Genomic DNA, 14,895 nt, shown 5'->3' on the forward strand with positions numbered 1-14,895 from the left:
GCGCAAGGAGAGAAGACATGAAGATCTACCAGCCCATGCTCTACGTCGGTCTGGGCGGCACGGGCGCCCGGATCGGCGCGGACCTGGAGCGCGGACTGCGCCGGGAGCTGTGCGGCCCCGACGGCAACAAGCTGGTCACCGACGGCCGTCGGCTGCCCTTCCAGTTGCCGGACTGCCTGCAGTTCGTCTACGCGGACTTCAGCGAGGCGGAACTCGACCGGCTGCAGCCCGCCGGCCTCAAAGCGGGTGAGACCGCCGCCCACGCCCGCACCTCGCGGATCATCCACGACCTGCTCCCCACCGACTACGACAGCTCGCCCGAGGTCGCCCGGATGCTGCGGGTCGCACTGCACGACGAGACCCACGACTGGCTGCCACCGCAGGAACGGCAGCCCAGGGTCGCCCCCCTGCACACCGGCGCGGGCCAGCTGCCCACGGTCGGCAGGGCAGCGCTGTTCGCGACACTGCGCAGCGGACTCGAGCCGGTGCTGCGGCAGTTGCGCGAGGCGATCGGCGCGATCAGCGCCGCGCAGGGCGACCTGCGGGAGATGGGCGGCGGGCAGATCCGCGGCTGTGACGTGTTCGTGGCGTTCTCCGTGGCCGGCGGCACGGGAGCCGGCATCTTCTACGACTTCATCCACCTCATCGGCCATGAGTTCCGCAGGTCCAAGGTCAAGGGCGTGAAGATCTATCCGCTGGTCGTCATGCCCTCGGCGTTCCCGCCGGAGGCCGGCGGCGGGCGCGAGGCGGAGCTGAACTCGTCCCGCGCCCTGGTGGACCTGTCCCGCCTGGTCGACGACCAGAACGTGCCCAGCGCCAGGTCCGACTTCGGCGACGTGGAGGAGCACGGCTCGCTCGGCGTGCGCTATCCGGGCGAGGGCACGGTCGCGCTGCGCCCGTCGACGGTGCAGACCGCGTTCCTGTTCAGCCGCACCGCGGGCATCGAGCCGGAGGACCTGCGCCGCTCCATCACCGCGATGGTGATGTCCCTCATCGGCACGGAACTCGGCGACGACAACGGCCAGGGCCGTACCGAGGGCGACTACCAGTCGTTCGCGGCGAGTTTCGTCAACAAGAGCGTGGAGCGTTCCAAGCCGTCCAGGTCGGGCATCGGCCACCGTTCCATGTCGACCAGCCTGGCCGCCTCGCTCACCGTCCCGGTCGACGATCTCGCCGAGATAGTGGCGGGCCGGCTGCTGGCGCAGGCCGTGCGGGCCATGGACGAGGAGGCGCGCAAGCCGGCCGACGACGGCACCGACCGGGTCCGCGACATGTTCGACCGCTCCGCCGTCGGCCGGCTGTGGACGCGGGAGGCACCGGTCGTGGTGCCACCCGACCCGCTGCCCAAGGGCACCAAAGCCATCATGCAGGCACTGCGGAACCGGCTCGGCGACATGGACGACGCGCTGAGCCGGCTCCAGCGCGAACTCGACGCGGAGATCCCACGGCTGGTCGAGGAGTTCCGACCGGGGCCCGGCGCCCGCGAACTGCTGGGCGCCATCGACCCGTTCAAGCTGGAGAAGCTGCTCACCGGACTGCCGGGTCATCCGCAGCGGGTGGCGGAGGCCGGGTTCATCGGCATGCTCGACAACCGCAGGAACGACCCGGAGCGCGCAGAGGGCGTGGACATCCACCCGCCGCAGATTCCGCTGATCAAGCGTGCGGTCGGCGGGCTGGTACCGGCCCGCTGGGGCGACCCCGACGTGCAGATCGCCCTCGACGAGCAGGACGCCTGGTACGAGTGGCGGGCCCGGCAGAAGTGGCACCGCGGCTGGAAGGACCAGGAGTCGCGCTGGCGGCCGCCGCTGCTGCGCACCACCAAGGAGATCGGCGAACTGGTCAAGGCGCTGCGCGGTCATGAGGAGGACGAGCGCAAGTTCTTCGCGGAGCGGCGCAAGGAGCTCTACCGCAAGGACCGCAAGGGTGTGCTGTACCTGCTTCCCCCGCAGAACACCCTCGCCGCGTTCTACGACGACGTGATCCGCAGGCTCTACCAGCACGAGGACCTGCCGGAGAACCCGGGCGCCGCCCGCCTGGTGGCCAAACTGATCCGGCCGGACGACTGGATGCGGGCCCTCGAGTCGGTGCGTCGCTCGCCGCAGGCGGGGGTCAAGGAGATCAAGCAGGTCATCGAACGGCGCGTCAAGGGCCTGTTCGTGGAGTCGAGCGTGCTCGGCGACCGTCCGTTGCTGCCTTCCCTGGGCGTACTGCTGCAGGCCGCGGCCGGTGACGAGGACGCCGCCGCGAAGGTGGACGCCCGATGGCTGGAGCAGTTCCGCTCCCAGCTCGTCGGTCTGCTCCCGGTCGGTTTCGAGCCGGACGGCAGCGGCCCGCTGAAGGTGCTCATCGTCCATCCGCAGAGCGAGGCGGGAACGGGCGCGGCGTCCTTCCTGAGGCGTGAACTGCGCCTTCCTTACGGGACGGTGCCCGAGTTCAGGGCCGTCGACACGGAGTCGATCACGGTCGTGCTGTTCCGCAGCGGCATGAGCCTCACCGACGTCTCCGAGGTGCGGCACGTACTTCGCCTCTGGGCGGAGGCGCGCAACGCCGCGGGCGCGGACGACTTCCTGCACTGGCGTCAGCGCCTCGGCTACCGGGACGACTGGCTGGCCAGTACGGAGGAGGACCGGTGCAGGATCCTGCACCGCATCCTGTGCGCGGTGTGGAACGGCCTGGTCGACGTCAAGGGGCCACCCGACTCGCCCGAGCAGATCCGCATCCGCCTCCAGGAGGGCGGCGCGGCCACCATGACGCTGCGCCTCGAGGCCTTCGACGACAACGTCTCCAGCTGGGCTGGTCTGCTGCGGGCCTACGAGGAGTGGGCGCTGCTCGACGAGGGCCGGATCGTCGAGGAGGTGTGCGAGCGGCTGATGAGCGCACAGCCGAACGGTCTCGCCCACACCCCGGAGACGCCGTCGCCGCTCTTCCAGCGACTGGTCCACGAGGTGGCGCCCCGCCAGCTCGCGCTGATCAAGGAGCTGACCGGGCAGTTCGGCGCGGAGGACGAGGAGTGGCTGGTCCCGCTGCGCGCCTTCTGGGAGCAGACCTTCCCCGCGGCGATGGAACTGCGTTTCCCCGGCGCGACCAAACCCACCCGCCCCAACCTGCGGGCGCTCGACCAGCGTTACTCCCAGGGCGGCGCCCTGCGCCGCCGGAGCGGCCCGGTCCCTCCGCCACGTCCGGAGCACGACCCGGGCCCCCGGCACGAGCGGGAGTACGCACGGCCCCGGTCCGAGGAACCCGGTCGCGCCCCGTACGACTCCGAGCCCGCGCCTCGTCGTGACCGGGACCGGGACCGGGATCGGGACTGGGACTGGGATCGTGACCGCGATGTGCGCGGCGCCGAGCCCGCGCCTCGTCGTGACCGGGATCGTGAGGTGTACGACTCCGAGCCCGCGCCTCGTCGTGACCGGGACCGGGACCGGGACCGGGACTGGGATCGTGACCGCGACGTGCGCGGCGCCGAGCCCCCGCCCCGTCGCGACCGCGACGTGCACGACTCCGAGCCCCCGCCCCGTCGCGACCGCGACGTGCACGACTCCGAGCCCCCGCCCCGTCGTGACCGGGACTGGGACCGCGACCGTGACACGTACGACTCCGAGCCCGCGCCGCCCGCCCATGACCGGGACGACGCCGTGGCCCACCCCGAGCCGCCCCGCCACGACGACCCCCACCCCGAGCCGCCCCGCGGCGACGACCCCTGGGACGAGGGTGACTGGGGACAGCCCGGCCGGGACCAGGACGGCGACCGATGGTGAACCAGGCACGGAGCGGCTCTGCCCATGTCGTCCTCGTGGACCTGCGCCACAGGGCGTCGGAGTCGGTGGAGGAGGCGCTCAAGGCGACGGAGCAGGACCGCGTCCGGCGGTTCCTCGTCATCGACGGCGCGGCCGACCTCGTCGGCCATCAACTGCTCCACGAACGGCTGTACTCGTACGGACCGGCCCGGCTGGTGTGCCTCGCGGTGGGTGCCCCTGAGCAGCGGCAGCTCCGCAGGCCGCTGCCGCTCGGTCCGCCGGAGGCCGGTGTGCTGTGGGTGCCGGACACGCTCGCCGGCGCTCCACCGGGCGCCGAGGGGTTCGAGACGTCGCTGCGTCCGCTTGTCGAACTCCTCCGGGAACCCGAGGTGTTCGACGCGGTGCTGCGGGACCTGGCGGACGTGCCGCAGGGCGTCGCCGTGCCCGCCGTCCACGTGCTCGAACACGACCTGACCGACGACGCGCGTTCGCGGGCCTGGCGGCAGGCGCTGGACCATCTCGCCGGCCAGGAAGTGCTCGCCACCGTGCCGCCGCCCGGCGGTGAGGGCGGACCGGGCGCCGGGGCGGGCCGTCCCGACCGTCTCACACCGGGACTCGCCCTCCTGCTCGGCCGGTCGGTGCCGCGCAGCCTCGCCGACCGGCCGTGGCTGACGCCCGGCGGACAGTTGGATGCCCGGCACGAGGAGTGCCTGGACGCCCTGGACGACACCAGGGCGGCATACGAGGGTGCGCGCGGCGCCGCGGGCCTGTTCGGCAGGGCGGGCAAGGAGGCCGACCTGCCGGCCCGGTTCGAGCGCCTCTCCGACGCGCTCGCGGCGTATCGCGCAGAGGTCGCGGGCGCGCTCGGTGACGGCGGTGGCGACCGGATCCGGCCGGAGCAGCGCAGCAGGCTGCTGGAGCGTGGCATCGAACTCGTCGAGGTGCCCGAGGTGACGCGTGCGAGCGTCGGCCCGGCGCTGCGCGAGCACACCGAGCGCCTGCTGCGGAACCGGCTGCCGCTGCGGTCGGTCGCGGCACAGCTCAACGCGATCTCCGACGGGTCGGCGCCTGCGGGCAGTACCGCCGGTCTGCGGCGGCTCGACGAAGCCTGTCCGCCCGAGCGGGTGGCCGCGCTCTGCCGGCCGCCCGTGTTCACGACTCGGGGCCCGTGGTTCCTCGACGCCGGACTCGCGTTCCTGATCTGTGCCGTCGCCGGACTGTGGCCGGTGTACGGCTGGGGCACCGGCCCGCTCACCGCGCTGGCGGCCGCGGGTCTCGCCGGGCTGATGCTGCGGCGCCGGCCCAGCCGTACGCGAGACGGCGGCCTCGACGGAGGCGGCGACACCCGGGCGCTCACCCGACTCGGTGCCGGCGTGGCCGGTGGCGCGCTGGGTGCCGCCGGCGGTTCGGCGCTGTCCCTGCCGCCCTGGGCGGGCGCCGTCGCGCTGCTCGCCGCGCTGACCGCTCTGGTGCTGCTGGCGGTGCGGGACTGGACGGCGGCGGTGGACGACTGGTGGTCGCGGACCGACTGGACGTTCGCCTCCCGCGCGGTGGCGGACGTCGACGAACTGCTGGCCGACACGGTCGTGCACGACTGGTTGCTCGCCGACGCCCGCTACCACTGCTCCGACGCGGCACGCGCCGTCGCGCTGCTGGTGCGCGGCCTGGCAGAGACCGTCGAGGACAGGATGGACGGCGGCCGGGGCGCCGGCCGGCCGCTGCCGGCGGAAGAACCGGACGCTCCGGCCGCCGACGCGACGGGTTCCTTCGACTGGGACAGTTGGGGCGACGGCGCCGACGACGGCTGGTCCGACGACTGGTCAGAGCCTCTCGTGGCCGATGCCGCGTCCGGCCACGGCCCGGACCTCGGAGCCGGCCGTGCGTCGCACGCCGCGCCGTGGCCCGAACCGGCGGGCGCACCGGACCACTCGGCCCCGCCTGCCGACGGCAGGCCGCACGCGCTGCGGGACCTCTGGCCGTCCGGCGACGGCGACGGCCCGCCCTGGCTCCAGCGGGAGACCGGCGACGGAGGACCCGAACTGGTCGAGACACTGGTCGCCGACCTGGCCGGCGGAGCCGTGCACATCCTCGCCACCCGCTGGGCCGCCGTGGAGCGCGAACCGGCGACCGCGGGCCGGGTGCCGCTGCGTCCCCGGATGGACGAACTCCTCGACGAGGAGCACCGGCGGCTCATCAGGGACGGGGCCGCCGCTCCGCCGCCGTACGCCGCCGATCCCGCGAACCGGCCCGGCATCGCCAGTCTGCTGGGCGTCTCGTCCGACCGTGTGGGCCGCCTGCTGGGAGACGGAGGCGACGAGGACCCGGTCCTGCTCTGCGGCGCCGAGCACCGGCGGCTGCTCTCCAAGGACCCGCACGCGGCACGCCTGTTCCGGTTCGCGCCCGAGGCCATGCGAAGGGGCGCGGAGCCGGAGAGCGGCCAGGACGCGTGGCCCGCCGCCGCGGAGGACGTCATCTGGACGGCGGGCGGACGGCATGCGGGCGTCGTGAAACTGGTGCCGATGCGTCCGGAGACGGTCAGGTCGGTCAGGGGAGAGGAAGGCGGGGCGCCATGACCCTGTCGGACAATGCGGGGGCACCGGTGGAGCACACGGAGGAGCTGGAGTTCTTCACCCACAAGCAGGACCCGGTCCGTTTCGCCGCCAGATTCGCCGACGACGTCCACCGGCCCGAGTGGGCTCCGTTCCTCGCCCGTCAGGTGGTGCTCGGCAGAGGCGGGCGGGCGATCCAGTACCGTCTGCCGCGCTCCGCGCGCGACGGCGCCGGTGCCTACAGCACCCTCGAACGTGAGGTGAGCGCGGCGGTCGCGGTGGAGCGCCGGCACGGTTCCGAGTCCTACTGCGAACTCTTCACCCGCCTGGTCGGCTTCCACCTCGACGCGCCCGAGCCGTTCGTCCTCTACAAGGCGCCGACGGGCCGGCCCATCGCCGCCTGGCAGGGCGCGCTGGCCGTGGCGGAGCAGTTCAAGGTGCTCAGCCAGCTCACGCTCGCCGTCCGCCTGCTGGAGGACGTGGGGCTGGTCCACCGGGCCATCACCCCGTACACGGTCCGCTGGGACGGTTCCCACGTACGGCTGTGCGAGCCGTACCGCACCCAGCGTGCCGGTGAGCCGCGCGAGGCGTTCGGCGAGCCCCCCTGGGCCGCGCCCGAGCAGCGCGACGGTACCGGGACCGCCGATCCGCGCGACGACCTGTGGTCGGTGGCGCAGCTCATGTACTTCCTGCTGTCCGGACGCCCCGGGCATGCGGACAGGGCACCGGACGACCTCGGCGGGTTCCGCAGGCTCGCCGCGCTGGCCGAGGGCGGCGTGTTCGGACCCACGGCCGGGACGCGGGCGGGCCCTGCCGAGCTGATGCGTCTGCTGAACGTGAGCGATCCGCTCACAGCGGTCTCCTCGGCGCCGGATCCGCTGGGCCGGGCGCGCGCCGAGTTCGACGAGAGGCTGGCGGAGAAGCGTGCCCGTCTCGGACTCGACGAGGGAGAGGACGAGGACGAGGAGGAGTTCGAGGAGCCGGCGGCGGCCGTGCCCCGCCTCTCGCTGCGCCGACTGCTGGGCGGAGGCGGTGGCGGTGGCCGGGCTGCCGTGACCCGGCCGGAGGTCCCCGCGGCCGCACCGCCGCCGGCGACGCCTCCGCTGTGCCCGCACTGCCTGCTGCCGGTGGACTACGACGAGACGCAGCTGTTCACCCTCGACAGCAGGAGGGAGCCCAGGAGACTGGACCTGAGCACGGAGCGCCGCCCGATGCACCGTCAGGACGCACTGCGCCAGGCGTTCCAGATGTGCCCCCACGCGGACGAGAACCAGCCTCACCGGCTGCCCGTCCCCTACCTCACGAGCGGCGAGCCGCTCACCGTCGCCATGGTGGGCAGCTCCGCAGCCGGCAAGACCCATCTGCTGGCCGCGATGCTCGGCGAGATCGAGCAGGGTGGACTCGAGCCGTACGGGCTCAAGTGCCGTCCGCTGAACCCGGAGGAGCACCGGGAGTACCTCGCCGAGATGGTTCATCCGCTGCACCGGGGAGAGGTCCTGCGGCGGACCGGCCAGGTGCGGTTCGCCGAGTTCGCCGACGGGCTGCTGGTCTCCGGGCACGGCGGGACGCGACCGGTGGTCTTCTTCGACCTGGCCGGTGAGGACCTCGCGCAGAACAGTGACGTGACACGGTTCCTCATGGGCGTGGGCGCGTTCATCTTCGTCCTCGATCCGCTGCGGGCGCTGAGGCTGCCGCAGCTGGAACCGGTGCGCGAGCGCACCGGACTGAACCGGCAGGACCTCGGCGACGAGGCCTTCTCCACCGTGCTCGGCAGGATCCCGCGCACCGGCCCGTACATCGACGCCCCCGCCGCCGTGGCGCTGAACAAGAGCGACCTGGTGCGTTTCGACCCCTCGGTCGACCGGTGGCTGGCACGCGCTCTGCCGACCGCCCTGGACGACAAGGTGCTGCGCGAGGAGAGCCGCGACGTCCACGCCTTCGTGCGCCACCACGGCAGCCAGGCCTGGCTGAAGCCGTTCGACGACTGCGCACGCTGCACGCTGCACTTCGTGGCCGCGACCGGCGGCCAGGAGCAGGGCGAGACATTCCCGCACGGCGTGCGGCCGCGCCGGGTCCTGGCCCCGCTGCTTTCCGTGTTCGCGATGTGCGGGCTGCTGCCCGGGAACGAGTTGAGGGAGACAGGCGTATGACCACGCGTCAGGCCGGGACGGTGGACCAGATCGTCTTCCGCTGGGACGGGGCCAACCCACTCGGCAACACGGGTTTCGGCCCGGTCGCCTGGTCCGGCGAACGAAGCCAGGTGGCCCGGCTGTTCAGGCCGATCTCCCATCTGCTGAGGTCGGCGGGCCGGGACACGTCGCCCGCGCTCGTCCGTCTGGTGAGCGACGAATCACCGACGGCGATGCTGGTGCACCGCAGGCCGGGGCGTGGCGTCGGAGGACGCCAGGACACCCTGTGCCACGCCCTGTACGGTCCCAGGGACGGCCTCGACCCCGAGACCTGCCTCGGGCTGCACGCCTGGGACTGGGAGGGCAGCGGGATCCCGCTCGGCGAGGTGCGCGGACCGCTCGAACCGGTCCCGCTCGCGGCGCTCGGGGAGTCCGCCCTCGCGGGCGGGCGGCGGCTGGCCGGAGGACTGCGCCAGGCGGAGCCCGAACTGACCGCGGTTGCCGCAGAGGTGCTGCGGAACCCCGACGGGCTCTACACCGTGCTCGACCGCATGGGGGACGACGGGCCGTGCCGACTGCTGTGGGCCCTGCACGGGATCTTCAGCGGGGTCCTGCCACGGGAGTGGACCTTCGCGACGCACGACACCGCGGAGAGCCGTCAACTGGGATTCATGTTCGTGAGCCGCTGGTCCAGTTCGCCGGACCAGGACGGGCCGCGGGTCCGTACCGACCCGTGGGAGCCGCCCGACGACCTGCCCCGTGAGGTGGCCGAGCGGTTGGTGAGCGGCTATCTGGGTGCCGTGGAGCGCGGCGACGCGCACGAGTTCGAGCTGGCCGACGCCCTGCGTGCCGCGCTGCGCGGTACGGGTGCCGTCAGAGACAGCCGGACGCTGTTGCTCGCCGCGCAGGACGCGCTGGCGTCCCTCGACCGCCGCGCGGCACGCGAACGGCGAACACGTCCTGTCCCGCCGCCCGAACGGGAACGGCCCGCACGGGATCGGCCCGAGTCCCGACGGGTCGAGCAGGAGTGGCCGGAGTCCGGACGGGTCGAGCAGGAGTGGCCGGAGCCCCGACGGCCCCTCGCGGAGGGAACGCCGCAGGAAGTCTCCGCCCGCCCGCCTGCCTCCACCCCCGCCCCCGCCCCCGCCCCCGCCCCCTCCTCCTCCTCGTCCTCGTCCTTGTTCACCCCCTCCTCGTTCGATCCGGTGCCGGCGACGCAGGCCCGCGCCGACGTGGCCGCGCCTCCCACGGCGCTGCCGGCCATGGCCGTCCCCGTCGTTTCCGAAGCGCTTCCGGTGGTGCGGCCCACCTGGCCGGAGCCGAACAGACAGCCCCGCCGGCTCCCGGTCCTCGGCCGCAGATCCGCTGCGCGAGGGGGCGACCAGTTGCTGGCGGAACTGCGGAGCTGCCGCAGCGAGGGGGAGCGGGCCCGTGTGATCCGGGACGCCGCCAACGACCATCTGCTCCTGGTGCTGTCGAGCGACCCGTCGTACAGCGTGCTGACCCTGGTGGTGCACCGGATCGCGGAACGCTGGCAGGACTGGACGGCCGACGACCGCCGGAGCCTGTGCGAGTCCGTCGTACGCGCGAACCTCTTTCTGTCGCGCCACGTTTCAGCGGCCGCCGCCGGCCCCGACGACGCGGTCCGCGCCGCGAACGCGGCGGTGCTGTACCGGTGGGCGGTGCGCCCCTTCGCGGCGGAGCCGCACGTCGACAGGGAGCTGAGGAAGCTGCTGCCCCGGCTGCTCCACGGGACCGATCGCGTCGGGCGAGGTGCGGCCGAGCAGATACTGACGGGCGCCGACGATCCGGGGATCACGTTCCAGGTGTGGCAGAAGCTGCTCGCGGGGCCCGCAGCACACTCGGGCCCACCCTCCGGACCGCCGCCGGCACAACCGCAGCCGCTCCTGCCCGCGGACCAGACGCACCGTCCGCCCGCCTCCCGGCCCAACGACGCCCCACCGCCCGCTCCCCGGCTCCACGACCCGCAGCCGCACTACCCTCGCGGCCACGCCCACCGGCCTCCCGAACCACGGCCCGCGCCGGGCCCCGGCGGGCACCCCGGCCACGGCTCGGGCCCCGCGCGCGACACCGGGGCGCAGCCGCGGACACGTACCCACTACCCCCCGGACGAACCGGCGCGCGCATCGCGCGACCGGCGGAAGCCGCCTGGCACAGGCCGTGCCCAGGACCAGGCCTCCGGGGACGGCCGGGCCTTCGTCGTCGTCGTGGGAGGCTTCGGCGTCCTGGCCGTGATCATGCTCGTCGTGATCATCATGGTGTCCTGAAGGCGACGCGCGCTGTCCAACAACCGCGTACGGCGTGTGCCCGGCGGTCCGCACGGCCAGGATGGGGGCATGGGATTCCATGTCGACTCCGAGACCGGGCGGCTGCGCCGGGTCATACTCCACCGTCCTGATCTGGAGCTGAAGCGGCTCACTCCGAGCAACAAGGACGCACTGCTCTTCGACGACGTGCTCTGGGTGCGCCGGGCCCGGCAGGAGCACGACGGGTTCGCGGACGTGCTGCGCGACAGGGGAGTGGAGGTGCACCTCTTCGGCGACCTGCTCCGCGAGTCGCTGGACGTCCCCGAGGCCAGAAAGCTCGTCCTGGACCGGGTCTTCGACGAAAAGGAGTACGGTCCGCTCGCCACCGACCATCTGCGGGTCGCGTTCGACGAACTGCCCACCGCCGAACTCGTCGAGGCGCTCGTCGGCGGGATGACCAAACGGGAGTTCCTCGCGGGCCATCCGGAGCCGACGTCGGTGCGCTTCCACGTCATGGACCTGGACGACTTCCTGCTCCATCCGCTGCCCAACCACCTGTTCACCCGGGACACCTCGGCCTGGATCTACGACGGTGTCTCCATCAACGCGATGCGCTGGCCGGCCCGCAGACGTGAGACCGTCCACTTCGAGGCGATCTACCGGCACCACCCGCTCTTCACGGGTCCGGAGGCGGGGCCCTTCCACCACTGGTCGGAGGGGCAGGACGACTACCCGTCGACCATCGAGGGCGGTGACGTCCTGGTGATCGGCAACGGCGCCGTGCTGATCGGGATGAGTGAGCGCACCACACCGCAGGCGGTGGAGATGCTGGCCCGCGGTCTGTTCGCGGCCGGTTCCGCCCGGACGATCGTGGCCCTCGACATGCCCAAGCGCCGGGCCCTCATGCATTTGGACACCGTGATGACGATGGTCGACTCGGACACGTTCACCCAGTACGCGGGCCTCGGCATGCTCCGCTCGTACACCATCGAGCCCGCCCAGGGCGGCGGCGGACTGAAGGTCAGCGACCATCCGCCGGAGCAGATGCACGACGCGATCGCCGCGGCGCTCGGGCTGCGGGACATCCGGGTGCTGACGGCGACGCAGGACGTGCACTCGGCGGAGCGCGAGCAGTGGGACGACGGCTGCAACGTCCTGGCGGTGGAGCCCGGCGTCGTCGTCGCCTACGAGCGCAACGTCACGACCAACACCCATCTGCGCAAGCAGGGCATCGAGGTGATCGAGATCCCGGGCAGCGAACTGGGCAGGGGACGCGGGGGTCCGCGCTGTATGAGCTGTCCCATTGAGCGGGACGCTGCATAGAGACGCTGTATAGAGATGCATTGGATCGTATAGAGTTCCAGTGTCATCGCATCCGCCACGCAGGAGCAGCCACCATGGCGATACATCTCGAAGGCCGCCACTTCCTCAAGGAGCTCGACTTCACCGCCGAGGAGTTCCGCGGCCTGATCGACCTGGCCGCCGAGCTGAAGGCGGCCAAGCGTGCGGGTGCGGAGGTCCAGCGGCTGCGCGGCCGCAACATCGCGTTGATCTTCGAGAAGCCCTCCACGCGTACGCGCTGCTCCTTCGAGGTGGCGGCCGCCGATCAGGGGGCCTCGACGACCTATATCGACCCGGCCGGCTCGCACATCGGCATCAAGGAGTCCGCCAAGGACACCGCCCGGGTCCTCGGCCGGATGTTCGACGCGATCGAGTTCCGCGGGGACGGCCAGGGCACCGTCGAGGAACTGGCCGCTCACGCCGGTGTGCCCGTCTACAACGGGCTCACCGATGTCTGGCACCCCACCCAGATGCTCGCCGACGTGCTCACCATGACCGAGCACAGCGACAAGCCCCTGGACCGGATCTCCTTCGCCTACCTCGGTGACGCCCGTCTCAACATGGGCAACTCCTACCTGATCACGGGCGCTCTGCTGGGCATGGACGTGCGGATCGTCGCACCCCGGGCCTTCTGGCCCGCTGAGGAGATCGTCGCCCGGGCGCACCAGGTCGCGGGCGCGAGCGGCGCCACGATCACGCTCACCGAGGACATCGCGGAGGGTGTGCGGGGCGCCGACTTCGTCGCCACCGATGTCTGGGTGTCGATGGGGGAGCCCAAGGAGGTCTGGGACGAGCGGATCAAGGCCCTCGCGCCGTACGCCGTGACCATGGACGTGCTGCGCGCGACCGGCAACGCGGGCGTCAAGTTCCTGCACTGCCTGCCCGCGTTCCACGACCTGGGGACCAAGGTCGCCATGGAGATCCATGAGCGCCACGGTCTGACGGAGCTGGAGGTCACCGACGAGGTCTTCGAGTCGGAGCACTCCGTGGTCTTCGACGAGGCGGAGAATCGTATGCACACCATCAAAGCCGTCCTGGTGGCCACGCTCGCGGGAGCGGCGGACGGCTCGGCGGGCGCGGACGGCTCTGCGGTCGGCACTCCCGTATAGCGATGCGTCAAATTGGGTGATCATACGTAAAGCGGGCTACGATGTCCGCCGCCAGTGGGGTCCGGGCTCGCACGCCCGGACCCCACCCGCGTTTTCCGTACCACCGCAGAAGAGAACGGCCCCATGCGCATCAAGAGCCCAGCCCAACTCGTCGCCGAATCCGGCGCGGACCTCGAGGGCCACGGCCTCAAGCGCACCATGGGGCTCTTCCAGCTCGTGTGCTTCGGCGTCGGCGCCATCGTAGGAACAGGCATCTTCGTGGGCCTGTCCGACTCGGTCGCCGCGGCGGGACCGGCCGTCGTCGTGTCGTTCGTACTCGCGGCGATCACCTGCGTGTTCACCGCGTTCTCCTTCGCGGAGCTGGGCAGCGCCATCCCGGTCTCCGGCAGCTCCTACTCGTTCGCCTACGCCACGCTCGGCGAGCGGATCGCCTTCCTGGTCGGCTGGTGCCTGCTGCTCGAGTACGGCGTCTCCGCCTCCGCGGTCGCCGTCGGCTGGGGGCAGTACCTCGACGAGCTGCTGAACAGCGTCACCGGGCTCTCACTGCCCGCGGCGCTGTCGAACCCTCCCGGCGAGGGCGGCATCGTCAACGTCCCCGCCGTCGTCGTGATGGCCCTTGCCGCGACTCTCCTGGTCCGCGGCATCCGCGAGAGCGCCCGCGCCACCGCCGTGATGGCCGTGGTCAAGATCGCGATCCTGCTGCTCTTCTGCGCGATCGCGTTCACCGCGTACACCTCGGACAACCTCTCGCCGTTCTCGCCGCACCACCTGGCGGGCATCACGTCGGGGGCGTCGCTCGCCTTCTTCTCGTACATCGGCTTCGACGCGATCACCACGGCGGGTGAGGAGGTCAAGAACCCCAGGCGGAACATTCCGCTGGCGATCATGATCTGCATCGGCGTCGTCACGCTGCTCTACTGCGCCGTCGCCCTCGCCGCCATCGGCGCGATGTCCGCGGACGACGTCGCCGACAGGCCCGCCGCACTGTCGATGATCGTGAACGACGTCACCGGTTCCACCGTCGGCGGCGGGGTCATCGCCTTCGGTGCGGTGGTCGCCATCGCCTCCGTCGTACTGGCCGTGATGTACGGCCAGACCCGGATCCTGCTGGCCATGTCCCGCGACGGCCTCATCCCGCGTGTTTTCGAACGTGTCTCGCCGAAGACGTCCACGCCGGTCGCGGGCACCTGGATCGTCGCGGCCACGTTCGCGGTCCCGGCCGCCGTCGTGCCGCTCGACGTGGTGATGAACCTGACGACCATCGGCACGCTCGCCGTCATGGCAGTGGTCAACGTGGCCGTGATCGCGCTGCGTCTGCGCCACCCGGACACCGAGAAGAAGTTCCGCGTGCCGCTGTACCCGCTCACCCCGGTCCTCGGCGTCGTCTGCTGTCTCTACCTGATCTGGGGCACGGGCCGGGCGACCTGGGTGCAGTTCGCGGTGTTCCTGCTGGCCGGAGCCGTCGTGTACGCCGTCTACGGCCGTCGCCACTCCCGCCTCGCCGCCGGTGGGCCCTCTGCGCGCGACAACAGCGAGCCGCTCGTCGACGCCTGATCCGGATCCGGTGACGTAACGGCGCAGGGACCGCGACGTGACGTCGCGGTGCGCGGCGCTCCACCGGAGAACGGGGGCGTCCCGGCACGACGGGCACGACGGGCACGACGGGCACGACGGGCACGACCGGCGCGAGGCGCTGCGGCAGCCCGTCGACCGGTCCCGCGTCGATCGACGGGCCGATCGTGGCGCCGCCGGCGTTGTTGTCC

General features: G+C 72.3%; 7 protein-coding genes. All 7 read left to right on the forward strand.

The features are described from left to right. Positions 1–17 precede the first annotated feature (17 nt). The 7 genes from ACFYV1_RS01350 to ACFYV1_RS01380 all read left to right on the forward strand — a co-directional run bounded on the left by ACFYV1_RS01350 (position 18) and on the right by ACFYV1_RS01380 (position 14,686). A complete protein-coding gene (locus ACFYV1_RS01350) occupies positions 18–3,758 on the forward strand; it encodes a tubulin-like doman-containing protein (protein WP_389393272.1) in 3,741 nt (1,246 codons plus the stop codon). Further along, positions 3,752–6,310: a hypothetical protein gene (locus ACFYV1_RS01355; protein WP_389393273.1), complete on the forward strand. Its 2,559-nt coding sequence runs from the start codon at positions 3,752–3,754 to the stop codon at positions 6,308–6,310. The genes ACFYV1_RS01350 and ACFYV1_RS01355 overlap by 7 nt, the downstream gene beginning before the upstream one ends. Beyond that, the gene (locus ACFYV1_RS01360; protein WP_389393274.1) at positions 6,307–8,436 is read left to right on the forward strand and encodes a hypothetical protein; all 2,130 of its coding nucleotides are present in this window, start codon (positions 6,307–6,309) and stop codon (positions 8,434–8,436) included. Before ACFYV1_RS01355 ends, ACFYV1_RS01360 begins: the two co-directional genes overlap by 4 nt. Continuing rightward, the gene (locus ACFYV1_RS01365; RefSeq protein ID WP_389393275.1) at positions 8,433–10,703 is read left to right on the forward strand and encodes a hypothetical protein; all 2,271 of its coding nucleotides are present in this window, start codon (positions 8,433–8,435) and stop codon (positions 10,701–10,703) included. The genes ACFYV1_RS01360 and ACFYV1_RS01365 overlap by 4 nt, the downstream gene beginning before the upstream one ends. 69 nt (positions 10,704–10,772) lie before the next feature. Further along, positions 10,773–12,005, forward strand: coding sequence for an arginine deiminase (locus tag ACFYV1_RS01370; protein WP_389393276.1), 1,233 nt, complete (start codon positions 10,773–10,775; stop codon positions 12,003–12,005). A gap of 74 nt (positions 12,006–12,079) precedes the next feature. Further along, positions 12,080–13,132 (forward strand): ornithine carbamoyltransferase, encoded by a 1,053-nt coding sequence (gene argF, locus ACFYV1_RS01375; RefSeq protein WP_389393277.1) that lies wholly within the window; start codon positions 12,080–12,082, stop codon positions 13,130–13,132. Positions 13,133–13,255: 123 nt separating this feature from the next. Beyond that, entirely contained in the window at positions 13,256–14,686 is a 1,431-nt protein-coding gene (locus ACFYV1_RS01380) for an amino acid permease (protein ID WP_389393278.1), read from the forward strand. Positions 14,687–14,895: the final 209 nt, after the last annotated feature.

It is taken from the genome of Streptomyces sp. NPDC003023, assembly GCF_042888225.1.
Lineage (GTDB): Bacteria > Actinomycetota > Actinomycetes > Streptomycetales > Streptomycetaceae > Streptomyces.